Genomic DNA, 24,663 nt, shown 5'->3' with positions numbered 1-24,663 from the left:
ATTCGGCAATCTCCCCTCATGCTCGCTGGAAGGCGGGCCTACCGGGAGTAAAGCGTTATGAAAATTCTTGCTGTCTTGGGCGCCGGTCTGATCGCTGTCAGCGGTATCGCCGCCGCCGCACCTGCCGAAGCCGCACCGCATGATCGCTGGGGCCGTGGCCCCGGCTGGGATCGCGGGCCGGGTTGGGATCATCGCGGACCGGGTTGGGATCGCGGCCGTGGCTGGGACCGCGGACCCGGCTGGCATCGCGGCGGCTATGATCGGGGTCCGGGCTGGCGTGGCTATGGCCGCCCCCGCGTGACCTGTCGCTGGGTGCGGACCTGGGACGGTCCGGTGCGCCAGTGCTTCCGCCGCTGACGCGCTGATACGAACGATGGGGCCGATGGGATAAGGACTTGATCCCCCGGCCCCGTTTCGCCATATGCGCGGCGGGAGTCGGGCGGACGTAGTCATCGCCAACCCGGTCAGGTCCTGACGGAAGCAGCCGCAACGATTTCGCTGCGGGTCGTCCCGGCTCCCACCTTTCCAGCATTTCGGAAACGCACAACGCAGCGTCGCCCTAGCGCAGGCTGGGGCCTTTTCGCGTTCGGGGGATGCACTCGCCAAGGGCCCCGGCCTGTGCTGGGGCGACGGTTGTGTGTGTGTCTTAACACACGATTTGACCTGACGCGGCGCGCCCGAGCGCCTATGTTGGCCGGCGATGCTTTCCAACACCCCGACCACCCAGACCCGGCATGGCTGATTCGTTCGACTTGGGCGAACCGCCCCAGCCCGCCAAGGCGGAGGCGTATCGCGTCCTCGCGCGCAAATACCGGCCGCAGACCTTCGACGCGCTGATCGGGCAGGACGCGATGGTCCAGACGCTGGGCAACGCGATCAAGCGCGACCGGCTGGCGCATGCGTTCCTGATGACCGGCGTGCGCGGGGTCGGCAAGACCTCGACCGCGCGCCTGATCGCCAAGGCGCTGAACTGCGTCGGCCCGGACGGTAAGGGCGGCCCGACCATTTCCCCTTGCGGCGTATGCGAGCCGTGCCGCGCCATCGCCGAGGGCCGCCATATCGACGTGATCGAGATGGACGCCGCCAGCCATACCGGCGTGGACGACGTGCGCGAGATCATCGAGGCGTCGCGCTATGCCGCCGTCTCCGCGCGCTTCAAGATCTACATCGTCGACGAAGTCCATATGCTCTCCAAGAACGCCTTCAACGCGCTGTTGAAGACGCTGGAAGAGCCGCCCGCGCATGTGAAGTTCCTGTTCGCCACCACCGAGGTGAACAAGGTTCCGATCACCGTCCTGTCGCGCTGCCAGCGTTTCGACCTGCGGCGGATCACGGCGGACAAGCTGGCGGCGCACTTCGCCGACATCTGCGTCAAGGAAGGCGTGACGGCCGAGGACGAGGCGCTGATGCTGGTCGCGCGCGCGGCGGAAGGCTCGGCGCGCGACGGCCTGTCGATCCTCGACCAGGCGATCGCCCATGCCGATCTGGAGGGCGGCGGTGTCACCGCGGCAGCCGTGCGCGAGATGCTGGGTCTGTCGGATCGCGGGGCGGTGCGCGACCTGCTGGGACTGGTGCTGAACGGCGACGGGGCGGGGGCGCTGGCGTCGCTGCGACGGCAATATGATTATGGCGTCGATCCGCAATCGGTGCTGCGTTCGCTGCTGGAGACGGTGCATGGCATCACCCTGACCAAGGTCGGCACGCCGCCCGACGCCGCGCAGCCACTGGAAGAGCGTGCCGCACGCGAGGAATGGGCGGGATCGCTCAGCTTCCCGGCGCTGCATCGGCTGTGGCAGTTGTTCCTGAAGGGACATGACGAAGTCGCTCGTGCTGCCCTGCCCATCGAGGCGGCGGAAATGGCGCTCCTGCGCGCGATCCATGCCTCGACCCTGCCCGATCCGGGCGAGTTGGCGCGACAGATTCGTGACGGCGGCGTGGCGGCGGTCAGTGCTCCGGCGGTGACGCATCAACCGGCGCAAGCCGCTGCGCCCGTCGCCCTCGCCCCGCCCCCTCCCCCGGCCGAGCCCGAGCCGCCCAAGCTGCCCGACAGCTTCGTCGCGATGATCGACCGGCTGGACGATATGGGGCAACTCGCGCTGGCCGCCCGCTTGCGCCATGGCGCGCGTCTCGTGCGTTACACCCCCCCGGAAATGGTGTTCAGCGGATCGCGCCCGATCGCGGCCGATACGCTGAGCGAGCTGATCGCGGCGCTGAAGACGGCGACGGGCCAGGTCTGGCGCGTCACGCTGGAGGATGTGCCCGGCGCGCCGACCCTGCACGAGCAGCAGGTTGCCGCCGAGGAAGCGATCAAGACCGCCGCGTGGGAATCGGACATGGTCCGCGCCGCGCGCGAGGCTTTCCCCGAGGCCGAATTGATGGAATGGCCCGGCAAACGCAGTGTGAACGGAGCATGATGTGAAGAATCTCGACGAAATCCTGGCGATGGCCCAGAACGTCCAGAACGAGCTGGAAAAGGCGCAGGCCAATCTCGACACGATCGAGGTCGAAGGCGTCTCTGGCGGCGGTCTGGTCAAGGTGAAGGCGTCGGCCAAGGGCCGGATCATCGGCATCACCATCGACGACTCGCTGATGCAGCCCTCGGAGAAGGGGATGCTGGAGGACCTGCTGGCCGCCGCGATCAACGATGCGCGGACCAAGGCGGACAGCGCGTCGGGCGCGGAAATGTCGAAGATGACCAACGGCCTGCCGCTGCCGCCGGGCTTCAAGCTGCCCTTCTGATCTGGTTCCAGTCGTTTCGGGAACGGTATGGCGGTCATGGCGTTGCTTCCCCACCCATAAAGGAGGGAATGTCATGGCCGACGAACGTGTTACCGAAACCTATGGCAATCAGCAGCCCCATACCACGGTGATCGAGCGCCGCAGTGGCGGCGGTGGCGGCATGGCGATCGCCATCGTCCTCTTGATCGCGGTGCTGGTCGGCGGCTTCTACCTGTTCAGCCGGGGTGGCGCGGAAAACCGTCGCGACGCCGCCGTGACCTCCGCCGCCAAGAGCGTGGGCGACACCGCCAAGAAAGCGGGCGACGCGATTTCCGGCGACGGCAAGTAATCTGGGACCCTAAACGGGGCTTCGTCGCATGCGGCGGAGCCCTCCCATCTTACCGAATACAGGCATCCAGATCCTGCCGTCGTACCACCCCCACATAACGCGCGATGACATTGCCGTGCCGCCGCACGAAGCCCGTCGGCGCCACCGCTGCGCGCTTCTTCGGTAGCGGAAGAACGGCCGCGATCCGCGCCGCCTCGGTGGGCGACAAATGCGAGGCGTCATGGCCGAAATAGCGCATCGCCCCGGCATTGGCCCCGTACGTCCCGATCCCGGTCTCGGCGATGTTGAGATAGACCTCCATGATCCGCCGCTTGCCCCACAGCGTTTCGATCAGGAAGGTGAACCAGGCCTCGAACGCCTTGCGGACATAGCCGCCGCCCTGGAACAGAAAGGCGTTCTTCGCCGTCTGCTGGCTGATCGTCGAGCCGCCGCGTATCCGCCCGCCCTTGGCATTGCGATAGGCAGCACTTGCCATCGCCTTGAAGTCGAAGCCGTTATGCGAACAGAAGCGCGCATCCTCGCCCGCGATCGCCGCGCGCGCCATGTCGGGGTCCATCTCGGACAGCGGCATCCAGTCCTTGGTCACCTCATGTCCGCCGACCGCGTCGCCCAGCATGGTGACGGTGTAGGGCGGCGGCACGAAGCGATAGACGCCGACCCAGACGATACTGAGGATCACAAAGGCGAGCACGGCCTTCAGGGCCCAGCGAGCGATGCGGAACATGGGACCGGGCTTTAGCGGGGTTTGCGACGCAGGTCACTTGCCACCGCGCCCTGTTTCCCCGGCGAAGACCGGGCGCTGTTACTTCACGATCGAAGGTGCGCAAGACGGTGCTTAGGAGGCAGAAGCACCCCGCTCAGAAATACCTCCCACGCCCATTCAGCCACCGCCCCGAACTCCATAGCAACGGGGCCCCGGCCTTCGCCGGGGAACGGGTGGGAAATGGACGACGCTACATCGTCCAGATCAGCACATTGCCGACCAGCACGACCGCCATCACCAGCATCAACACGCCCTTGCGACGATCCCCGCGCCGGATCGCCACCACCCCGCCCGCGACACAGGCAAAGGCGGCCAGCATCGCGATACCGGGCGCAGCCTGCGCGATACCCTCCATCAGCCCGCCAGCACCCGGGCATAGGCGGCGCGGTCGACATTGCCGCCAGACAGCAGGACAAGCATCCCATCCTCCGCCGCCACCTTGCCCGAGAGAAGCGCGGCGAGCGCGACCGCCCCGCCCGGCTCGACCACCAGCCGCAACCGTTCCGCCGCGAAGCGCTGGGCCGCGGCGACCTCGGCCTCGCTGACCGCGACGCCCTCGGCTCCACGCCGGGCCAGCACCTCGAAGGTCAGCGGCGAGACTCGTGTGGTCTGGAGCGAGTCGCACGCGGTCGGCGGAGGGCTGTCGCCCACCGGCTCGATCCACCCCGCCTCCAACGACCGGCGCATATCGTCCCAGCCCTCGGGCTCGACCACCGTCACCCTCGCATCGGGCAGCGCCAGGGCCACGCCCGCTGCGAGACCGCCGCCACCACAGGGCGATACGACGTGCGTCGGCGCGGCCATGCCCAATGCGGCCATCTGCGCCGCCGCTTCGATCCCGGCTGAACCCTGCCCCTCGATCACCCAGGGGTCGTCGAAGCTCGGCACCAGCGTCGCGCCCCGTGCTTCGGCGAGTCGGCGCGCAATCAGCTCGCGGCTTTCGGTCGCGCGGTCATAATCGACGATCTCCGCCCCCAGCGCGAGCGTACCCTCTCGCTTCGATGGCGGCGCATCAGCCGGCATCACGATGGTCGCCGCGATTCCCAGTCGCCGGGCGGCCCAGGCGATTCCCTGTGCATGATTGCCCGACGAAAAGGCGATTACGCCACGCGCCCGCGCGGCCTCGTCCAACGCGGTTAATCGGTGCCATGCGCCTCGCAATTTGAAGGCGCCGATCGGCTGCAGGCACTCGGCCTTGAAAACTATCGTTTTCCCATTGATTAAAAATGGAAAAATGGGACTTGGCGGCAGCACTCGCGCGATCTTTTCGGCGGCGTCGCGGACCCCGGCTTTTGTCGGCTGTCTTAAGATTGTCACTTTTTATCTCCGACGGCCTTTCAACCGCTTTACATTCGAAAAAGCGAACCCTATTTCGCGCCTCCGCTGCCCCATGGGACTTCCAACCGCAAGGCAGCTTTTTGTCACCGTATGCCGTCAGGCAATTGGAGGTCCCTTGAGTTGCACCAGAATCATCGCGCGCTGGGGCTAGCTGCCCGTTCGACCGCCGTTCCCTCCAACCTGGAGCGCGGCATCGACATCGCCAAGCGTCGCCCGGCTGATCCGGTCACGCTGCTTCGCCCACACGCCGCTGCGCGCGCCGCCCGATTCTTCGTCGAGAAGTTTCCGGGCCGGTCGATGTATGCGGTAAAGGCGAATCCGTCGCCGGATCTGATCCAGATCCTGTGGGACAATGGCATCACCCATTTCGACACCGCCTCGATCGCGGAAGTGCGGATGGTGAAGTCGGTCGTTCCCCAGGCCGTCTGCTGCTTCATGCATCCGGTGAAGTCGGAAGAGGCGATTGCCGAGGCCTATTTCACGCACGGCGTCCGCACCTATTCGCTCGACAGCCTGGAAGAGCTGGACAAGATCGTCCGCGCCACGAACGGCGCGACCGACCTGACCCTGTGCGTCCGCATGCGCGTGTCGTCCGAATATGCGAAGCTCAGCCTGGGATCGAAGTTCGGCGTCAGCCTGGAAGAGTCGAAGGACCTGCTGATCGCGACCCGCCAGGTCGCCGATGCGCTGGGCATCTGCTTCCATGTCGGCAGCCAGACCATGACCCCCGACGCCTATTCGGCGGCGATGGAGCGCGTGCGTGCGGCGATCGTCGCGGCGGCGGTCACGGTCGACGTGATCGATGTCGGCGGCGGCTTCCCCTCGGCCTATCCGGGCATGACCCCGCCGCCGCTGGAGCGTTTCTTCGAGACGATCCACCGCGCGTTCGAGAGCCTGCCGGTGTCCTATTCGGCCGAACTCTGGGCCGAGCCGGGCCGCGCGCTGTGCGCCGAATATTCGTCCGTCGTGGTGCGCGTCGAGCGTCGCCGAGGCAATGAGCTGTACATCAACGACGGCGCCTATGGCGCGCTGTTCGACGCGGCGCATATCGGGTGGAAGTACCCCGTCCAGTTGCTGCGCGAACCGGATTCGGACGCGCGAGACATGGACTTCAGCTTCTGGGGCCCGACCTGCGACGATCTCGACTATATGCAGGGTCCGTTCCCGCTGCCCGCGGATACGAACACCGGCGATTATTTCGAGATCGGCATGCTCGGTGCCTATGGCCAGGCGATGCGGACGCAATTCAACGGCTTCACCTGCCACGAGTTCGTCGTCACCGACGATGAGCCGATGCTGTCGGTCTATCGCGACGAGGCCGAGCAGGCGCTGCCTGCCAACGTCGTCAAGCTGTAACCCAGCCCGACTAGCAAACTCTACAACCCTCCCGCTCCGGCGGGAGGGGAATGGGGTGGCATTGCGGGTTCGCCCACGATAAGGCCCCTTCCCATACCGGTCCTGCCATTCGCGCAGAGCCGGGCCAGCCGGGTTACCGCGTCCCCAATAACGACGGCGGCTTCTCGATGATGATGGAACCATCATGACCGACACGATCAACGACAACCGCAAGGCCGAGCTGCTCTCCAGCGTGGTCGAGCATATCGACATCACCAAGTTCGACGCCCGCCCGATCATCGATTCGATGGGCAAGATGAGCTTCACCAGCCGCGACCTGGCGCGCGCGACCGGCATCTACAACCAGATGCTGGCCGACAAGGACTGCTCGATCTTCCTCGTCATCGCGGGTTCGACCTCGGCCGGCGGCTGCATGGATCTCTATGCCGAGCTGCTGCGCTCGAACATGATCGACGGCGTCGTCGCGACCGGCGCGTCGATCGTCGACATGGATTTCTTCGAGGGCCTGGGCCACAAGCATTACCAGGCGCTGGAAGTGCCGGACGACAACACGCTGCGTTCGCTCTACATCGACCGCATCTACGACACCTATATCGACGAAGAGCAGCTGCAGGACTGCGACCACACGATCGGCAAGATAGCCGACTCGCTGGAGCCCAAGCCCTATTCGAGCCGCGCCTTCATCCGCGAGATGGGCAAGTATCTGGCCGAGCATGGCAAGAAGGAAAACAGCCTCGTCAAGCTCGCCTATGAGCATGACGTGCCGATCTTCTGCCCGGCATTCGTCGACTCGTCGGCCGGCTTCGGTCTGGTGAAGCACCAGGTCGAGCGTGCCAAGGAAGGCAAGCCGTACATGGTGCTCGACGCTATTGCCGACTTCCGCGAACTGACCGACATCAAGATCAAGGCGGGCACGACTGGTCTTTTGATGATCGGCGGTGGCGTGCCGAAGAATTTCATCCAGGACACGGTTGTCTGTGCCGAAATCCTGGGCCATGACGACGTCGAGATGCACAAATACGCGGTGCAGATCACGGTGGCCGATGTTCGGGACGGCGCCTGCTCGTCCTCGACGCTGAAGGAAGCGGCGAGCTGGGGCAAGGTCGATACCGCGCTCGAGCAGATGGTGTTTGCGGAAGCGGGCTCGGTCATGCCGCTGCTGGCTTCGGACGCCTATCATCGCGGCCACTGGCGGGAGCGCGTAAAGCGTCGTTGGGGAGCGATTTTCGACTAATGCTGGAATTTCTTGAACGCGAACAGCTGGCTTACATCATCATCGGCGTCGTTCTGATCGCCGGGCTGGCTTTCGCTGTCCCCTATTCCCGGCGACGCAAGCGCGAAAAGCTCCGCCGCCGCGGGATCAAGAAGTACGGGCATTGAAATGAGGGGCGGAACCGCAGAGGTTCCGCCCCTTTTCACTTGCCTGACGCAGAACAGCCCGGCACCCTCCGCACAATAGCGCTCCCATGCGCGACACGGAGGGGAAGAGAGTGATCGATCGACGCACCCTGATCGGGGCGATGGCCGCCGCGCCGCTGGCCACGAATGGCGCCGCGCAAGCCGGTTCCTCCATGACGGCAGGCACGATGACGCCCTGGCCACCCGCCGAGCATTTTTCCCTTTGGCCCGGACGCCCGCCGGGCGCGCGGGCCAAGCTGCCCACCCCGAACCCATCGATGAACGGTCCTGCCGGGCAGCAGAATTTGTGGTTGCGGGGCACCGCCGATCCGATCGTCGCGGTCTTTCGCCCCGAACGCCCCGATGGCCGCGCCGTGCTGACCATTCCGGGGGGCGGTTATGGCTTCGTGTCGATCCAGAATGAGGGGATCGATGTCGCCCGAACGCTGAACCCGCATGGCATCACCGTCTTCGCCCTTTCCTATCGCCTGCCGTCGGAGGGGTGGGATCGTCAGGCGGACGTGCCGCTCCAGGATGCGCAGCGCGCGATGCGGCTGATCCGCACCCAGGCCGGGCGCTATGGCATCGATGCAGCCAATCTGGGTATCGTCGCCTTTTCGGCGGGCGGACATCTCGCCGCATCGCTGACGGTGGGGTATGACGACAAGGTCTATACGGCACTCGATGCGGCCGATCGTCAATCGGCACGCCCGCGTTTCTCCGGCCTGGTCTATCCGGTCGCGAGCCTGTCGACGCCGACCACCCATGCCGGGTCGCGCGACAATCTGCTTGGCCCCGCCCCCGATCCTGCGACCAAGGCGCGTTATGATACGCCGCGTCGGATCGGCGCAAACACACCGCCGCTGTTCCTGGTCCATGCCGTCGATGACGGGCTGGTGCCGATAGACCAGTCGATCGATGTGCTGACCCAGGCTCGCGCCGCGAAAGTGCCGGTCGAGGCGCATTTCTTCGAACGAGGCGGTCACGGCTTCGGTGCCCTGAGCGCGCCCGAAGGGTCGCCCGAGCGGCTCTGGCCCGATCTGTTCAATCGCTGGATCAGCCAGACGTTGCGGGGGTGATCCATTGCCTGCTTTCCGATGTAGGAAAACCGTCCCCAGACCGAGCCTGGGGGCGGGTCAGGCGAACAACCGCGTCAGGCTGCGCTCCAGCATCATCATCTGCCACAGCGTCCGGCCATGATCGGCCCGGCCCGATCGGTGGTCGGCGGCCATTCGCCCCAGCTCTGCCAACTCGAACCACCCCGTCTCCCGCAGCAGCCCGCTATGCTCCAGACCGGCGGCATCGTCGGCCAGCGCGCCGCGGAACCAAGCGCTGATCGGCGTCACGAACCCCGTTTTGGGGCGATAAAGAATGTCGCGCGGCAGATAGGGCTCCAGCGCCTTCTTCATCAGCCATTTGCCTTGTCCGCCCCTCACCCGCATCGCGGCGGGCAGGCGCGCGGCATATTCGACCAGCCGGTGGTCGAGCAGCGGTTCGCGCGCCTCCAACCCCACCGCCATCGAGGTGCGATCGGTCTTGGTCAGGATATCGCCGGGCAGCCATATCTTCAGATCGGCATATTGCGCCCGGTCGATCGCGTCGCGCGCTGGCGCCTGCCGCATCGCCGCGACATAGCGATCCTCGGCCCGGTGTCCGCCCAGCGCCCCCTTTGCCTCCGCCGAGAACAGACGGGCGCGCCATTCGGGACTGGTGACGCCGACGGCGCGGGCATAGGCCTCCGCCCCGTCCATGCCGAGCGCCAGCAAGGTCGTCTTCGCACGAAGCGGACGCGGCGCCCAATCGGCCTTGGGATAGAGCCGCCCCAATGTGCCGAACAGCCCGGCGCGCAACTCCGCCGGGAACAGGCCCCGCACCCGTTCCTCCCCCGCATGGAAGACATGCCGGCGATAGCCCGCCAGCGCCTCGTCCGCGCCGTCGCCTGACAGCACGACCGTGACATGTTCGCGCGCCAGCTGGCACAAGCGATAGGTCGCCAGTGCCGAGGCATCGGCAAAGGGCTCGTCGAAATGCGCGACCAGCGTATCGATCAGCGCGAAATCGTCCGCGCGGACGACGCGCTCGACATGATCGGTGGCAAAACGCCGGGCGATGATCTGGGCATAGCCACGCTCGTCATGCCCGGCTTCCTCGAAACCGATGGTGCAGGTGCGCACGGCGCGTGGTGAAGCCTCCGCCATCAACGCGACGACGCCCGAGCTGTCCACGCCCCCCGACAGGAACGCGCCCAGTGGCACATCGGCGACCATCCGGCTGGTGACGCCCTCCCGCATCCGCTGGAGCAGCCCGTCGCCCAGTTGCGCGACCGATCCGTCCTCCCGCTTGGAAAAATCGACCTCCCACCATTGCCGGGGCGTGGGGACGCCCCGCCCCCGCTCGATCAGCAGGAAATGTCCGGCGGCCAGCTTGTGGATTCCGGCAACCATGCTGGCGTCGTCCGGCACATATCCCAGCGCCAGATAATCTTCGACCGCGCGAATGTCGGGGCGGCGGCGGAACAGCGGATGCGCCAGCACCCCTTTCATCTCCGACGCGAAGGCGACCGCGCCGTCGGTCAGTTCCGCCCAGTGCAGCGGCTTCACCCCCAGCCGGTCACGCGCCAGGAACAATGACCCCGCCCTGGCATCGTGGATGGCGAAGGCGAACATGCCCACCAGCCGGTGAAGCATGGACGGGCCCCAATGCCGCCAGCCATGCAACAGCACTTCGGTATCGCCATCGGTCCGGAACACCGCACCGCGCGCGCGCAATTCCTCACGCAACGCCCGGTAATTATAGATTTCACCGTTGAAGCAGACGGCGACCTCGTCCTCCACCATCGGCTGAGGCGAACCGGCCACGTCGATGATCGATAGCCGCGCATGGGCAAAGCCGACGCCCGGCGCGGTCCATATCCCCTGACCGTCCGGCCCGCGATGCGCCTGCACCCCGATCATCGCGCGCAGGCGGGCGGGGTCGACCGGCTTGGCCGTTGCGGGATGAAAAAGGCCGGCGATCCCGCACATGCGCGGTCAGTGCCGCCCGGTCAAACGGTCGGCGAAGTCCTCGACCGGGCCCAGCGCGTGGACAAAGGCCTGGATTGCGGCGGGATCATCGCCCTCGCTCGCCACATGGATGGCCATGGCGGTCTGGCGTTGGCCGAGCAGCCGGGCCTTCATCGTCTCGATCTTCACGCGTCGCATATCCGGGGTCAGCCTATCGCCGATCCGATACCATGTCGCAACGTCGCGCTGCACCGACCGGCCGTTCGCGCCGGTGGAGATGATCCGCATCGTGTCGCCCCCGGCGATCCGGCCCAGATCGGCGACCCGGATCCAGCGATCATCCTCGTGCAGCACGCCGGTCCCGAACGCACCCAGCTTGCCCCCTTCGCGCTGGCGGGAAAAGACGGCGACGGCCAGATCGACCTGATGCCCGTCCCCATCGCTATAGCTGCGCAGCAGGACCGCGTCCGCGCCGGGATAATAGGGCTGCCACGCGCTAACCTGCGTCGTGGTGGTCCAGCCCGGCACATCGGGCAGCGTCATTCGGCCGGGCAGGATCGCGGTGCGCGATCCGGCAAAGCCGCTCCAGGTCGGATAGAGGGCGGTGATCGTCACCGCCAGGATCGCGGCCAGCAGCGGATCGATGCGATGCCCCGGCATGGCGGACAGGCGGCGTGGGTCGAAGGCGGGATCGTCGGGTGAGCGATCGAAGAACTGCCACCCGATCGCCAGCACCGCCGCCATGACGGCCGCGAAGAACACCCAGCCGAAGATGATATGATCGACGCCTCCCGCCACCTCGATCGAGGTCTTGTCGGCGGCGAAGATCGTTCCCCAGGCGCGCACGCCATTGGCGAGCACCGGTACGATCAGCGACACGATCAGGAAGACGCCGCGCCGCCACGGCGACTTGAAACACAGATTGGCGACCAGCGTCGCGAAGGCGATCATGGCGAGGACGAATTTCGAACCCGAACAGGCCTCCGCCACCTCGAACCAATAGCGTCCGGCATGGATCAGCACCCCGTCGGCCGAGGCGGGAATGCCGCTCCAGTCGAGCAGCGGCATGACGATCGACACGGTGATCCGCTGAAGCGGCCTTTCCAGTTCCGCGCCGAAGGGCACCAGGAACCACGCATAGGCGAGCGGGAACAGGAGGCCGCGCGCGACCATGGGGCCGAGCAGGGTGAGGACCAGCCCCTCGATTACCGCGACAAGCCCCAATTGCCGGACCAGCGCGACCGTCGCGGATTCGCCTAGCAGCCAGAGCAATCCGCCGCCCGCCACCGCGATCAGGCCGGGCCACCATGCGACCGGGGTCAGTTGCGCCAGCTCGCTGCGACGCTGCCAGATCAGCCAGCCGATGACCGGCCCGATGAACAGGCAATGGCCATAGGTCGTGCTGGTCCACCAGATGTCGACCAGATGCGCCGCGTCGCGCCAGAACAGGAGCAGCACGATCAGCGCGGTCACGCCAAGCAAAGCCAGATGATAGGTCCAGCGTCCTGGCTTCATCCGTTGCGCCAGCGTCACGCCGGCAGGTCCTTCAGCAACAGGTCCAGCGGAGCGAGCCGAGCCGCCCAGTCATAGCGCGCCAGCACCCGCCCGCGCGCGGCGGGATTGTCGGCGGGGCCAGCCAGTGCGGCGATCACCCGGTCGGCGAAGTCGCGGTCCCCCTCCGCCACGGCGATCGTGCCGCCATGGTCGATCCCCTCCGCCGCCGCAATCGAGGCGACCACGGGACGCGCCATCGCCATCGCCTCCAACAGCTTGTTCTGGATGCCGCGCGCCAGATCGAGCGGCGCGACACAGACCCGCGCCCGCGCCAGCCAGATGCGGGTATCGGGGACCTCGCCGGTGACAATCACCCCGTCTCCCGCCAAACGCCGCACCGCCGGGGTCGGCGCGCGTCCGACGATCGCGAAGCGTGCGGACGGACAGCAGGTCCGAACCATCGGCAGGATGCGCGTGGCGAAGCGCGTGACCGCGTCGATATTGGGGCGATAATCCATCTGCCCGGTGAAGACGATCAGCGGTTCTTCCGATTCGCTTGTTGCGGCGACTTCGGGATCGTAATGATCGGCATCAATGCCGTTTTCGATCGCGACGATCCGCCCCCGGCCTCCGCTGTCGCGAAACAGCGCGGCCTCGGCTTCGCTGACGAACACCGTCGCTGCGACCTCGCTGGCAATGCGGCGCTCGAAATCCCCCAGCCGCCGCGCCTCGCGCGCCAGCATCGCCCGCATCGGCCATCGCGTTTGGCGCGCCAGCGCGGCGAATTTGGCCGAGTCGACATCGACCATGTCCATGATGGTCGGCTCGGGCCCGCGATACTGCGCCATCTGGCCGGAGAAGATATAGCATGCCGCGATCGCGTGATCGGCGCGCACCCCTGCCACCGCGCGCCTCATCCGGGGATGCGCGAAGGCGGGCAGCGAGACCGGCTGCGCCCGGCCCAGTGCCTGAAGGGCCGCGACCGGCATCGGCTTGGTCCGTGGAATGATATGGCAACTGGCCAGCCCGTCGCGCAAAGCGGGTGGCGGCTCGAAATCCCCCTCGCTCTCGCCGAACGCGCTGAGATGGACACGCCAGTCCCGCATCAGGTGGCGCAGCACATGATAGCTGCGGATCTTGTCGCCCCGGTCGGGCGGGAAAGGCGCGCGGTGCGCCAGGAACAGCAGGTCCTTCACCCCAATCCCCGCGCGATCACCGGGCCCGCCAGCCGCGCCGCCCAGACGGGCAGGCGTTTCCACACCGCGATCATCAGCGCATATTTGGGATTGAGCGGATTGATCGCGCGCGGGCCATCGACGCTGCGGCTGGCATAGACCAAGGGCCGCCCCTCAAAGCCCCAATTTTTCTTGAACGCCGCCGCGCCGGTGCCGACTTTCGACCGGCCGAAGTCGAAATGACGGCAACCGCGCGCGCGGGCATGCCGCATCAGCGCGAAATACATCATGTCATTGGCGCGGAGCCCCCGCGCCGCCTGCGTTCCTCCGCCCCAATAGGGATAGACCGTGCCGCCATGATAAAGGCTCAGCACGCTCGCTACCGCGTCGCCGCCATGCCTTACGGTCAGAATATCGGCATCCAGCCGCGCCACCGCCTCGCGGAACAGGCGTGCGGGAAAGACGGGCGTCCCCAGATTGCGGACCGACTCGGCATAGATACGGTAATGCTCGGCCAGCATCGCCGGGTCGCGCCCCACGACGATCTCCCAGTCCTGCGACAGCGCCTTGCGGACCTCGGCGCGTTGCTTGCGGGGAATGGCCTTCAATTCGGCCTCGTCATCCATCGCAAGGGGACGGACGAAACCCAGATAGCTTTCGGCATCCGCCGTCCACCCCTGGGGCACCGGCCCGCCGCGCAACTCGACCGAGCCGATGTGGCGCTCGTCCGCAAGCGTCCAGGCCACCTCCGCCAAGGCATCACCGCCCTGCCCCAGCACGCCGCCATCGACCCCGAAGCCGGTCGAGACCATCGCCGCCCCGAACAAGGGCGATCGTATCTCGCTGAGCGGCAGAACGCCGATGATCGCGCCGGTCTCGTCCTCGGCCACCAGATAATGGGCCTTCTGCCCGCAACCCTCGGCCCCCGCCTTCGACCAGCCGGTGCGGTGGAAGGGCGTACCGTCCGGCTGTGCCGCCACGAAAGTATCGATCCGCGCACAGTCCGCCTCGCGCGCCAGATCGGCGACGCGGATCGTCGGCATCGGCGCGGTCATGCCAGCCGCGCCGCTTCCTCGGCCGCGACCTGATCGACCCGGCCCCAGTCATACCGCGTCAACAGCCCGCGCAGCTTGCCCGCCATTGCCCCCAACCGGCTGTAATGGCGAATGCGCGAGCGCAGCGGCGCATGGGTTACGCGCGGCTGGCCCGGATCGACCTCCCAGGGGTGGAAGTAGAAGATCGCGCCATGCGCATCGCGCTGAACCTGTCCCACCGCGACATCGGTCAGCCTGGCGGGCAGCATCCGGAAGAATCCGCCCCCGGTCGCCAGCCGCCGCCTGCCGAACTGCGCGACCGTCACCGGCAATTCGACCAGATCGGAATCGTCCAATGGCCGCCATGCATAGCGCGGCGATTCGGCCCAGCCATAATGATCGTGACGAAGCGGCGCGACGCTGGAGGAATAGCGGTAACCCGCCTCCGCCAGCACCGGATGCGCCCAGGGGGTCCGCTTGTCGATCGAAAAGCTCGGTGCGCGGTATCCGGTGACGGCCTGCCCGCCCGCATCCTCGATCGCGGCCTTGGCGCGGGCGAGGTCGGCGCGGAACTGATCGGCGGTCATGGTGAAGACGCGTTGATGGTCCCAGCCATGGCTGGCCATCTCATGCCCCGCCGCGACGATGCGGCGGATCAGCGAGGGGTGACGATGCGCGACCCAACCCAGCGTGAAGAAGGTCGCGCGCGTCCCCGTGTCGGCAAACAGCGACAGCACGGCATCGGTATTGGCCTCTACCCGGCTGTCGAGACGATCCCAGTCGCTCTTGTCGATGGTCTTCTCGAACGCGCCGACCTGAAACCATTCCTCGACATCGACCGACATGCCGTTGATCGGCCGTGTCGTCGGCGAAACGCCCTCAGGCGGCATGGCCCCACGCCCCCGGCCGAATGGTGGAGACGTCTTCGCGTCGCGCTTCGCCGGCGCGATTGTCGATTTCCGACCAGTCGACCAACAGGGTCAGGACACGGCGAAGCGCCGCCTCCTGCTGCTCCAGCCGGGCTTCCAGTTGCGCCACCCGGTCCTCCATCGCGGACAGTGCCGGGCTCTCGGCGGGCGGCTCGGCAGCCGGTTCGGGCTTCGGCCCGGGGCGGAGCGAAACGGGTTCGGGCGCAGGTGGCGGCGCGACGACGCGGTGGCGGGGCAGTTCGCCTTGCGGCATGGCCGGGGTGCGGACGATCGGATCGGCGGGACGAACCGGCGCGGCGGTATGCACACCCGCGCCGGTGCCGACATGGACGTTCGCGCCGTTCAGCTTGAAGGACTGCATGGTCGGACCGGCAAAGACCGGGCGATCGACAACCGGAGGCGTCGGCGGGACGGGCGGCTCTTCGACCGGAGCCGCCATAGGCCTTCCGCCCAGATCGGCGGCCATGTCGGCGGCAACGCTCTCGACCGTATCCTGGCCGATCAATTCGATTCCCTCGATCGCCGCCTGCAACAGCACGCGCCCCGCCAGCACGTTCAGGCGACGCGGCACCCCATTCGACACCGCATAGAGCGCGTCAAAGGCGTCGGCGGCGAAATCGGGGCGGCCGGTCCATCCCGCCACCGCCAGGCGATGCGCGATATAGTCGGGGACTTCCTCCGCCTCCATCGGGTCGAGATGATGGATGGCGATGACCCGCTGGCGAAGCTGCTCAACCGCGGCCGAGCCCAACAGGCGTTCGCGAAATTCGGGCTGTCCGACCAGCAGGATCTGGAGCAGCGCATGGCCCCCCGCCTGGAAATTGGACAGCATGCGCAATTCTTCGAGCGAGGCGAGCGGCAGTGCCTGTGCTTCGTCGACGATCAGCAGGATGCGGCGACCGTCACGCGCCACGCCGTTCAACGCGCGTTCGATACCCGACAGCAGCGCCGCCTTGGACAGGCCCTGCGCGTCGACGTTCAACTGCTCGGCCAGGACGCGCAGCAGGTCGTGCGGCTCGACCGCCGTCGACACGACATGCAGCACCTTCAGGCGGCGGGGATCGAGCGTTTCGATCAGATGCCCCACCAGCGTCGTCTTGCCCGCACCGACATCGCCGGTGATGACGATGAAGCCCTCACCCTGCGCCAGACCATAGCCGAGATAGGCCATCGCCTTGCCATGGGTGGCGGTTTCGTACCAGAAACGCGGGTCCGGCGTCAGTTGAAACGGGCGTTCGCCCAGCCCGAAATGGGTCTCGTACATCATCGTGCCTTTCGGCCGGTCAGAATTGATACCGTGCGGCGATCAGGGCCTGCGCCGACAGGGCGTTGGTCAGGTCCCCGACCGTGAAATGGTACAATCCAACCGACGCGGTTGTTCCGAGCCGACCGAAGTTGCGGAAATAGCTGGCGGTCGTACCCAGCGATACCACGTCCTCGGCCCCCGCCAACCTACTGGCATAATAGTTAACGAAGCCATTCACGTTAAGCCCCGAATTCGGGCTCAGCGCATGGCCGAAGAAAATCTGGGCATAGTAGCTTTCGTCCTCCGCGCCATAGACGATGATGCCGGGCGAAGCATCGGGTGCGAACAACCGCCGGCTGGCATAGCCGAGGCCGAAGCCCAGGGTGGACCGCCCCCGCGACAGCGACACGGTCGCATCCACGCCGCGCGCGCGATAGACCGAGGTCTGCACCGATTGCAGCACATCGTTCAGGCATCCTCCCGGCGTCGTTCCGGTGGCGGAGAAGACGCAGCCGTTGAACTGCTGCCCAAAGGCGTCGCGCGTTTCGATGAAGTTGGTTGGCAGGTTGGACAGGCCGTTGCGCAACTGGCGGCCAAAGGTCTGGATACCGTCGTAGACCGACGCCTGGACCATGACGTCTCGCGACGCCTGATAGCGCGCAAGCCCGGTGACGCTAAGCGATCCGTAACGCTCGCCGACATGCCCCTCCACCGAGGTGCGACGATTGGGACGCCAGATCACGCCCGCATCATAATAGACACCCTGGGTGCGATAGGCGATGCGGCGCGGGCTGTCCGGATCGGTGACGAACCGGCCCCGGGCATCGAGCAGCGGCTGACCGGCGGCGTCCCGCTCGGCATCGCGCTGGCTGGTCTGGATTCGCTCATAACCGGCTCCGGCAGTCAAGGCGACATAGGGGGAGATCGGCTTGAGCACGTCGCCACGGACGAACCACCCCTCGTAACGCTGCGCCAGTTGCCCCGCATCGTCGCGGTCATAGGCGGCGTTGAACGACAGGCCTACCGGCGCGACAGTCCCCGGCCGTGCCGTCGCGCTGAAGGTCGCAAGCTGGTTCAGGCTGTCGCTGAAATAGTCGAGGCGCGGCTGCCCCGGTGCCAACCCACCGAGGCCCGGCGTATCGGCCCGCGTAAAACCCAGCCGGTAATTGGCGCCGATCTGCACCGGTCCCGCCTGCGTCGCCAGCGAGGGCCCGATATAGGCGGAATAGACTTGCGAGATATTGCCGATGTCACCGACCAGCACGCCCGGCGCCGCCCCGCGAATATCGGCGCGCGTCCGGGTCGCCAGCGCGCCGCCGTCGATGCTGAGCTCGCGCGTCAGGCGATAACTGCCGCGCGCCAGCCCGCTATGGATGTCCCCATCCCCGGCGCGGTCGCTCCACCCGATCCGCCGTTCGTAGCGATAGCTGACCTGCCCCTCGGCCCGCATGGTCTGGACGGCGGCGTTCACCCCCGCCGCCAGCGTCGTATAGGTCACGGCGTCGCCGCCATTGAGGTCGGCGCTGAAAAGCTGCCCCACCTCGACATAGGGGGTCAGCCGGGCCCGCGAACGCGCCGGACGGGTCGCATCGTTGGATGTGGTGCCCGGTGCCCCGTTGCCCTGTACCCCGTTGCCCGGTGCCGGGTCGGTACGGGCCGCTCCGACGGAGGCCGCCGCTCCATCCTGTGCCTGCGCCGCAAGCGCGGTCGGCCATGCCGCCACCCCGCACAAGGCGCATGTCAGGATGAAGCGGCCGCGCATCACAGGGCGCCGTCCTTCCCATATGTCCCGTAGAAGCCGAACCGGCGGCTGCCCGGCACAAAGGCCACACTGTTCAGAACGAGCTGGATATTCTCACAAGCGTCGAGCAGCGCGACCGCCGCAGAGACTTCGCTTTCCGGGGTTCGGTCGGCGCGAACGACCATCATCACCTGCCCCGCCAGCATCGCCAGCACCGAGGCGGGCGATGCCACCAGCGCGGGCGGCGAGTCGAAAATCACCAGGCGGCGCGGGTTGGCGGACAGCAACCGCTGCACCACGGCGCGCGTCCGCGCCGAAGCGAGCAATTCGGTATCGCTGGCCTTGCGCGTCCCGCACGGCAGGACCGAAAGATGCGGAACATCGGTACGGATCACCAGCGACTCGACATCGATGCTGCTGTCGTCGAGCGCATCGAGCAGCCCCTGCCCCTCCACCAGCCCCAGCCGGGCGAGCACATCGGGCTTCGCGACATCGGCATCGACCAGCAGCACCTCGGTATCGCGCTCGGCCGCCAGCGACAGCGCGAGATTGACCGAACAGAAGGTCTTGCCGTCCTGCGGCCGGGCCGAACAGATCAGGATGACGCGCGCCTTGTCGTCGTCGCCGCCTTCGACCAGCCGCTGGCTGGTGGTAATGAGCTGACGTTTGACCAGCCGGAACTCCTCGGCCAGCGGGCCGATCGGCGCGCCGGGCACGATCATCCCATTTTCCGCCAGCATCGCGCGGTCGACCATCGCAATGTCGGAAAAGCCGGGATTATATTCGCTCGCCAGAAATTCCTCATCCCCCGGCTGGGCCAGGAACTCGGCGGGAATACCGCTGAGCGAGGCGGGGGCTTCGCCCGGGGCCATGGCGGGCGGCGCCGGCTCGGGTTCGTCGGGCGCGATGACCGCAGGCGGCGTCCAAACGGGTGGCGCGGGTTCGGGGGCCGGTTGGGGCACCGGCACGGCCTCTGCCGCGGGCGCATCCTCGACGCCCTGGGGCGCAGGCGCCTCGGAACCGGGGTCGCGGAAATAGGTCCGGAAGTCGTACACATTCGCCGCTCGTTCGAGCAGCGAGGGTTCGCGGCGGGGCTTGGGGTTTTTCACGCTTCCGTTCACGCGGCCATTCCCCGTTGTAATAGCTCGATCGCCAACACCATGACATAGGCGCCACCCAGCGCCGCCGTCCCGCCTAGGAACAGTTTCAGCCGCTGCGCCCGTGCCGTTGCCTGCGACCGCGTCACCACCTCTCCGATCGCACCGATCACCGGCATCCCCATGGTCCGCTGTAGCGATTGGGGGGTGGTGAAGGTCTGGCGCAGCTTAGACAGCGCGAAGGCCGAACCGATGCCCAGGCCGAGCCCGGCGGCGAAGACCATGCTGAGCAGCAGGATGCGATTGGGGGAGGTCGGCGCGCGCGGATAGGTTGGCGGGTCGATCAACGAGAAGCGCATCGCGTCGGTCTGGTTCTGCGCCTGTCCCCGCAGGGCAACCTGTTCGCGCTGGCGGAGCAGCTGGTCGTAACTGTCCTTCAGCACCTGATAGTCGCGGTCGTTCGCCCCCTGCTGCGCGGCCGCTTCGGGATCGCTCGACAGGCTGGCGTTCAGCCGGTCGAGATCGTTCTGCAGTTGCGACTTGCGGATCTTCAGGCTGGCGAGCTGCGCCTGCTTCTCGGCCGCCATCGACTGGAGCGACATGTAAAGCGGATTGGGCTGCCCGCCTGCCGCCGCGCCCGCCGGTTCGGCGCGGACCGCCGCCTGCGCCGCCACCAGCTGGTTCTTCAGCGCGACGACATCGGGATGGTTTTCGGTATAGCCCCGCGCCCGTGCGTCGGCGAGTTGCCCCTGGATGGTCGCCAGCCGCGCTCGGGCGGGACTGACCGCGACGCCGCCCCCGTCGCTGACGCTGCGCGGCGTCCCCGCGAGTTGTCCCTGTACCGCCGCGAAGCTGGACTGGGCGGCGGCGAGATCGCTGTCCACCTGCGCCATTTGCGACCGGGCCAGCCCGATCCGGTCCGCGACCGACCCCGTACCGGGCAGGCCGCCCAGAAACTGGTTCTGGTACTGGGCACGCCGCGCCTCGGCGATCTGAAGCTGTTTCTGGCGATCGGCCAGTTGCTTGTCGAGGAAAGCGAGGCTCTGGTTCGTGTTGTTGCGATCGCCGACCAAGTTGGATTCGACGAAGATGTCGATCAGCTTCTGCGCCACCTGCTGCGCCAGCTTGGGGCTGCCTTGCGTGACGGTCAGCTGGAAGATGGTGTCCTGCTGGTTCTCGATCTTGATCGCCTGCGCCAGCGACGAGACGCGGGCGGCGACATCGGCATCGCTCGACACGGTGCTGGCGAGGTCGGTGCCACGCACCACCTTTTGCAGGTTGATCGCGGAGATCAGCGTCTGGCGCACCCGATCGACCGAACCCATGTCGTTCGGCTGGCCGTTGGTCATTCCATCGGGCAGGATCTGCGAATTCTGGACCGCGATGCGCGCGCGCGATTCATATTTGCTGGGAATCTGCGCGACGAACAGCCACCCCAGGATGCACACGATCCAGGCCACCGCCAGCGCCAGCCAGCGGCGAATCCATATGGCATGGAGCGCGATGCGGATTTCGTCCTGAATGGTCGACACCGGCGATCGGCCTCAGAACATCGATTCGGGGATGATGATGACGTCGCCCGGTTCCAGCCGGACATTGGCGCTGGAGTCGCCCTTTCTCAGCAGATCGTTGATCTGCAGCGCATATTCCTGTTGCTTGCCGGTCTCGCGATTGGTGCGCACCAGCTTGGCCTTGTTGCCCGCCGCGAACTGGTTCAGCCCGCCCACCGCGATCATCGCATCGAGCAGCGTCATGTTCGCGCGATAGGGGATGGAGGCGGGCCGCTCGGTCGCGCCGACGATCCGCACCTGCTGGCTATAGGTGCCGGAGAAATTCTCGACGATCACCGATACGATCGGATTGGAGACATATTCGGACAACGCCTTTTTCAGATCGTCCTGCAACATCGCGGGCGTCTTGCCGACGGCGGGCATGTCGTTGACCAGTGGCGTGGTGATGCGGCCATCGGGGCGCACCTGCACCTTGGTCGACAGGTCGGGATTGCGCCAGACGAAGATGTTGAGCGTGTCGAGCGGGCCGATCACATATTCCTCGCCCGGCTGCTCCTTGCGCGCGACATAGCCGGCCGAGGGCAGCTCGGACCTGGTCCCGCCCGTGGAACAGGCGGTCAGCGTCGAGGCGGCCATGCCTGCGAGCAGAAGGGGGCGGGCGAACGATGCCATGCGAACAAGTCTCCTGAACCTCCCGCCCCGATTGGAGACGAAAGGCAAATTGCGCAGGATCGGCTATGCCCACCAATAGGTGAACATAGGGTTATGCCTTTGTGCGCGGGCCCATCTCTTCCCCGGCGGGGGGATGTCCCAGAAACGCGGCAGGGCTGGCCGAGGCTCCATAGGCCCCCGCCAGGAAGATCGCGACGATGTCACCCACCCGTCCCGAAGGCAATGCCACCCGATCGCCCAGCCGGTCGAGCGGGGTGCAGAGCGGGCCGACCACCGATACCGTCTCCACCGGGTCGTCGCCCAACGCATGGGCCAGCGCCAGCGGATAGTTGCGCCGCACCACCGTGCCGAAATTGCCGCTGGCGGCGAGTTGATGGTTGAGCCCGCCGTCGAGGATCAGGAACGTCTCGCCCCCGCTCTCCTTGCGGTCGATCACGCGCGCCAGATAGACCCCTGCCTCCGCCACCAGCCAGCGGCCGAGTTCGATGGCGAAGCGGCTGTCGGCCAGGATGGCGGGGCGGGCGCTCAACGCCTGCTCCAGCGCCTCGCCCACCCGCGCGATGTCGAGCGCGGTGTCGCCCGCGAAGTAAGGCACGCCGAATCCACCGCCCAGATTGACCAGCGGCGGCGCCTGCCCCGCCGCTTCCGCCAGCCGGGCGGCCAGCGCGATCGTCGCGGCCTGCGTATCGATGATAGCCTGGGGGTCGAGCGCCTGGCTGCCCGCATAGATATGAAAGCCGCGCCAGTCCGCCCCCGCCGCGACGATTTGCCGGACCAGCGCGGGCACCCGCTGCGCATCGATGCCGAAGGGCGATGGCCGTCCGCCCATCTTCATCCCCGATCCGCGCAACTCGACATCCGGGTTTACCCGGACGGCGAGGCGCGGACGGGTGCCCAACCGTTCGGCAATGGCAAGCGCGCGGCTTGCCTCGCCCTCCGATTCCAGATTGAGCGTGATGCCGCCTTCGATCGCGGCGGCCAGTTCGGCGTCGCGCTTGCCCGGCCCGGCAAAGCTGATCGGCTTGCCCAGCCCCGCCACCTTGGCAAGTTCCCCAGCAGAGGCGACGTCGAACCCGTCCACCAGGTCCGCCATGGCCGAAAGCAGGGGCGGATGAGGATTGGCCTTGATCGCATAATGAAGATCGATCGACGGAAAAGCCGCGCGGAACCGGGCGACCCGGCGGGCGACAATGGCGAGGTCATAGACGAACAGCGGACCGTCCCGCCCCTGCATCCAATCCTCGGCGCTTCGTCCGGCGATGGTCAGCACCCCTCGCTGTCCGGCGAATTCGGGGGGGATCGGGCCCATCGGCTTCATCGCGTCATATCCTTGTCGCACCCAGCCTCGACCAATGCGCGGCGGAGCGAAGCGCGGTCCAGCTTGCCATTGGCGTTGCGCGGCAGGTCTTCCCGCCAGTCATAGGCTGCGGGCTGCATGAAACTGGGCAGGTCCCGCTTCAGCCGCGCCCGCAAGGCCGGTTCCACCGCGGGATCGCCCGCCAGCACCACGACGATCGCCTGTCCCTGCGCTTCGTCGGGAATGCCGATCGCCACCGCCTCCCGGGCTTCGCCGCCCGCGAGCACCGCCTCCTCGACCTCTTGCGGGCTGATCCGGTTGCCCGACACCTTGATCATCTCGTCATCGCGCCCGACGAAGCGGAGCAGGCCGTCCGCCCCCTCGACCACCGTATCTCCCGACCAGACCGCGCAGGGCCAGCCCGGTGCAGGGCGGAAACGCTGCGCCGTCCGCTCCGTATCGCGCCAATAGCCTTGCGCGACCAGCGGCCCGGCATGGACCAGTTCCCCCGGCTCGCCGGGCTCGGCGGGGCTACCGTCCGGGCGCAACACCATGATCTCGGCAAAGGGGATCGCCCGGCCGATGGAATCGGGATGCGCGTCGATCAGCGCGGGGTCGAGATAGGTCGAGCGGAACGCCTCGGTCAGCCCGTACATCGCATAGAGATCGGCCGCCGGAAAGCGATCCCGCAGCCCCCGGACCAGCCGCGGGGTCAGCGCGCCGCCGGAATTGGTCAGACGCCGGATCGGCGCCACCGCCTCCTCGGGCCAAGTGGCCGCCAGCAACTGCGTCCAGAGCGGCGGCACCCCCGCCAGCGTCGTCGCACCGACCCGCGCCACCGCTTTCACCACGTCGCGCGGGGTCAGATAGTCGAGCGGCGCGACCGCACCGCCCGCCACCAAGGTCGAGAAAAGCTGGTTCTGCCCATAGTCGAAGCTGAACGGCAGGACGGCCAGCACCCTGTCGTCCGGCGTCAGCCGCAGATAATCGGCCACCGCGATCGCCCCGAACCACAAATTGGCATGGCTCAGCATCACACCCTTGGGCCGCCCCGTCGAACCGGAGGTATAGAGGATTGCCGCCAGCGCATCGGAATCGGCGGCGGACCGGGGCAGCGCATCGCCCTCCCCCGCCTCGGTGAACAGCCGCACACCCTCACCCACGTCGCCAGGCTCCAGCGTGGCGGCGCGGGGACCATGGGTCAGCAGCATCGCCGCGCCGCTGTCCGCCAGGATATGCGCGACCTGCGCGCGCTTGAGCAGCGGATTGACCGGCACATGCACCAGCCCGGCGCGCGGCGCGGCAAGCGGCATCAGCGCGGCGACCCGCGTCTTGGGCAGCCAGGTCGCCACCCGCGCGCCGGGCTCGAAACCCTGCATAGCCAGCCACCCCGCCAGCCGCGCGACCGCCTGCTCGGCTTCGACAAAGCTCAGGCCGCCGTCCCGCTCGATCAGCGCCGGGGCATCGGGCGCTCCACGCAGGACATGGTCGATCGGATAGGCGGTCGGATCGAGGATCATCGGGCCATCTACAGGGCGGTGGG

At 67.2% G+C, this 24,663-nt stretch carries 23 protein-coding genes and 1 other RNA gene; 9 read left to right on the top strand and 15 right to left on the bottom strand.

Annotated features, from left to right (window positions below; all coding sequences use genetic code 11):
• Positions 1-57 precede the first annotated feature (57 nt).
• The 5 genes from NZL82_RS16560 (at position 58) to NZL82_RS16540 (ending at position 3,067) form a co-directional block, all read left to right on the top strand.
• Entirely contained in the window at positions 58-357 is a 300-nt protein-coding gene (locus tag NZL82_RS16560) for a hypothetical protein (RefSeq protein ID WP_261270857.1), read from the top strand.
• 70 nt (positions 358-427) lie between these two features.
• Positions 428-525: signal recognition particle sRNA small type (ffs, locus tag NZL82_RS16555), an RNA gene on the top strand.
• A gap of 209 nt (positions 526-734) precedes the next feature.
• On the top strand, positions 735-2,414 hold the full coding sequence (locus NZL82_RS16550; RefSeq protein WP_261270856.1) for a DNA polymerase III subunit gamma/tau: 1,680 nt from the start codon (positions 735-737) through the stop codon (positions 2,412-2,414).
• A gap of 1 nt (position 2,415) precedes the next feature.
• A complete protein-coding gene (locus NZL82_RS16545; protein WP_261270855.1) occupies positions 2,416-2,739 on the top strand; it encodes a YbaB/EbfC family nucleoid-associated protein in 324 nt (107 codons plus the stop codon).
• 73 nt (positions 2,740-2,812) lie between these two features.
• Entirely contained in the window at positions 2,813-3,067 is a 255-nt protein-coding gene (locus NZL82_RS16540; protein ID WP_261270854.1) for a hypothetical protein, read from the top strand.
• Positions 3,068-3,116: 49 nt separating this feature from the next.
• On the opposite strand, the gene mtgA is transcribed toward NZL82_RS16540, so the two are convergent.
• The 3 genes from mtgA to NZL82_RS16525 form a co-directional block, all read right to left on the bottom strand.
• Positions 3,117-3,791, bottom strand: coding sequence for a monofunctional biosynthetic peptidoglycan transglycosylase (gene mtgA / locus NZL82_RS16535; protein ID WP_261270853.1), 675 nt, complete (start codon positions 3,789-3,791; stop codon positions 3,117-3,119).
• A 229-nt stretch (positions 3,792-4,020) separates the two neighbouring features.
• Positions 4,021-4,185, bottom strand: a complete 165-nt coding sequence (locus NZL82_RS16530; RefSeq protein ID WP_261270852.1) for a hypothetical protein — start codon at positions 4,183-4,185, stop codon at positions 4,021-4,023.
• Entirely contained in the window at positions 4,185-5,093 is a 909-nt protein-coding gene (locus tag NZL82_RS16525) for a threonine/serine dehydratase (RefSeq protein ID WP_261270922.1), read from the bottom strand. Before NZL82_RS16525 ends, NZL82_RS16530 begins: the two co-directional genes overlap by 1 nt.
• Before the next feature lie 195 nt (positions 5,094-5,288).
• On the opposite strand from NZL82_RS16525, the gene NZL82_RS16520 reads away from it, so the two are divergent.
• The 4 genes from NZL82_RS16520 (at position 5,289) to NZL82_RS16505 (ending at position 9,001) form a co-directional block, all read left to right on the top strand.
• Entirely contained in the window at positions 5,289-6,524 is a 1,236-nt protein-coding gene (locus tag NZL82_RS16520; RefSeq protein WP_261270851.1) for a type III PLP-dependent enzyme, read from the top strand.
• A gap of 184 nt (positions 6,525-6,708) precedes the next feature.
• The gene (locus NZL82_RS16515) at positions 6,709-7,758 is read left to right on the top strand and encodes a 1,9-bis(guanidino)-5-aza-nonane synthase (RefSeq protein WP_007404219.1); all 1,050 of its coding nucleotides are present in this window, start codon (positions 6,709-6,711) and stop codon (positions 7,756-7,758) included.
• Complete coding sequence (locus tag NZL82_RS16510; protein WP_261270850.1) at positions 7,758-7,904, top strand: hypothetical protein; 147 nt, start codon at positions 7,758-7,760, stop codon at positions 7,902-7,904. The genes NZL82_RS16515 and NZL82_RS16510 overlap by 1 nt, the downstream gene beginning before the upstream one ends.
• A 110-nt stretch (positions 7,905-8,014) precedes the next feature.
• Positions 8,015-9,001, top strand: coding sequence for an alpha/beta hydrolase (locus NZL82_RS16505; RefSeq protein WP_261270849.1), 987 nt, complete (start codon positions 8,015-8,017; stop codon positions 8,999-9,001).
• Positions 9,002-9,058: 57 nt separating this feature from the next.
• On the opposite strand, the gene NZL82_RS16500 is transcribed toward NZL82_RS16505, so the two are convergent.
• From NZL82_RS16500 to NZL82_RS16445, 12 genes are all read right to left on the bottom strand, one after another.
• Positions 9,059-10,945 (bottom strand): XrtA/PEP-CTERM system amidotransferase, encoded by a 1,887-nt coding sequence (locus NZL82_RS16500; RefSeq protein ID WP_261270848.1) that lies wholly within the window; start codon positions 10,943-10,945, stop codon positions 9,059-9,061.
• A gap of 6 nt (positions 10,946-10,951) precedes the next feature.
• Positions 10,952-12,457: an exosortase A gene (xrtA, locus tag NZL82_RS16495; RefSeq protein ID WP_261270847.1), complete on the bottom strand. Its 1,506-nt coding sequence runs from the start codon at positions 12,455-12,457 to the stop codon at positions 10,952-10,954.
• Complete coding sequence (locus NZL82_RS16490) at positions 12,454-13,677, bottom strand: TIGR03087 family PEP-CTERM/XrtA system glycosyltransferase (protein ID WP_314732899.1); 1,224 nt, start codon at positions 13,675-13,677, stop codon at positions 12,454-12,456. Before NZL82_RS16490 ends, xrtA begins: the two co-directional genes overlap by 4 nt.
• Positions 13,611-14,648, bottom strand: a complete 1,038-nt coding sequence (locus tag NZL82_RS16485; protein ID WP_261270846.1) for a FemAB family XrtA/PEP-CTERM system-associated protein — start codon at positions 14,646-14,648, stop codon at positions 13,611-13,613. Before NZL82_RS16485 ends, NZL82_RS16490 begins: the two co-directional genes overlap by 67 nt.
• A complete protein-coding gene (locus tag NZL82_RS16480; RefSeq protein WP_261270845.1) occupies positions 14,645-15,517 on the bottom strand; it encodes an XrtA system polysaccharide deacetylase in 873 nt (290 codons plus the stop codon). The genes NZL82_RS16485 and NZL82_RS16480 overlap by 4 nt, the downstream gene beginning before the upstream one ends.
• A complete protein-coding gene (locus tag NZL82_RS16475; RefSeq protein WP_261270844.1) occupies positions 15,507-16,820 on the bottom strand; it encodes an ExeA family protein in 1,314 nt (437 codons plus the stop codon). The genes NZL82_RS16480 and NZL82_RS16475 overlap by 11 nt, the downstream gene beginning before the upstream one ends.
• A 19-nt stretch (positions 16,821-16,839) precedes the next feature.
• A complete protein-coding gene (locus tag NZL82_RS16470) occupies positions 16,840-18,564 on the bottom strand; it encodes a hypothetical protein (protein WP_261270843.1) in 1,725 nt (574 codons plus the stop codon).
• Positions 18,564-19,652, bottom strand: a complete 1,089-nt coding sequence (locus NZL82_RS16465) for an AAA family ATPase (RefSeq protein WP_261270842.1) — start codon at positions 19,650-19,652, stop codon at positions 18,564-18,566. The genes NZL82_RS16470 and NZL82_RS16465 overlap by 1 nt, the downstream gene beginning before the upstream one ends.
• Positions 19,653-19,660: 8 nt before the next feature.
• Entirely contained in the window at positions 19,661-21,172 is a 1,512-nt protein-coding gene (locus tag NZL82_RS16460) for an XrtA system polysaccharide chain length determinant (RefSeq protein ID WP_261270841.1), read from the bottom strand.
• A gap of 12 nt (positions 21,173-21,184) precedes the next feature.
• A complete protein-coding gene (locus NZL82_RS16455; RefSeq protein ID WP_261270840.1) occupies positions 21,185-21,823 on the bottom strand; it encodes an XrtA/PEP-CTERM system exopolysaccharide export protein in 639 nt (212 codons plus the stop codon).
• Between the two features lie 91 nt (positions 21,824-21,914).
• A complete protein-coding gene (locus NZL82_RS16450) occupies positions 21,915-23,141 on the bottom strand; it encodes a pyridoxal-dependent decarboxylase, exosortase A system-associated (protein WP_261270839.1) in 1,227 nt (408 codons plus the stop codon).
• On the bottom strand, positions 23,138-24,640 hold the full coding sequence (locus NZL82_RS16445; RefSeq protein WP_261270838.1) for an AMP-binding protein: 1,503 nt from the start codon (positions 24,638-24,640) through the stop codon (positions 23,138-23,140). Before NZL82_RS16445 ends, NZL82_RS16450 begins: the two co-directional genes overlap by 4 nt.
• Positions 24,641-24,663 lie beyond the last annotated feature (23 nt).

It is taken from the genome of Sphingomonas sp. LC-1, assembly GCF_025371035.1.
In the GTDB taxonomy this organism is placed as follows: Bacteria; Pseudomonadota; Alphaproteobacteria; order Sphingomonadales; family Sphingomonadaceae; genus Sphingomonas; species Sphingomonas sanguinis_E.
The sequence above is the reverse complement of the archived record's forward strand: the minus strand, read 5'-3'. Positions and strand labels throughout refer to the sequence as shown.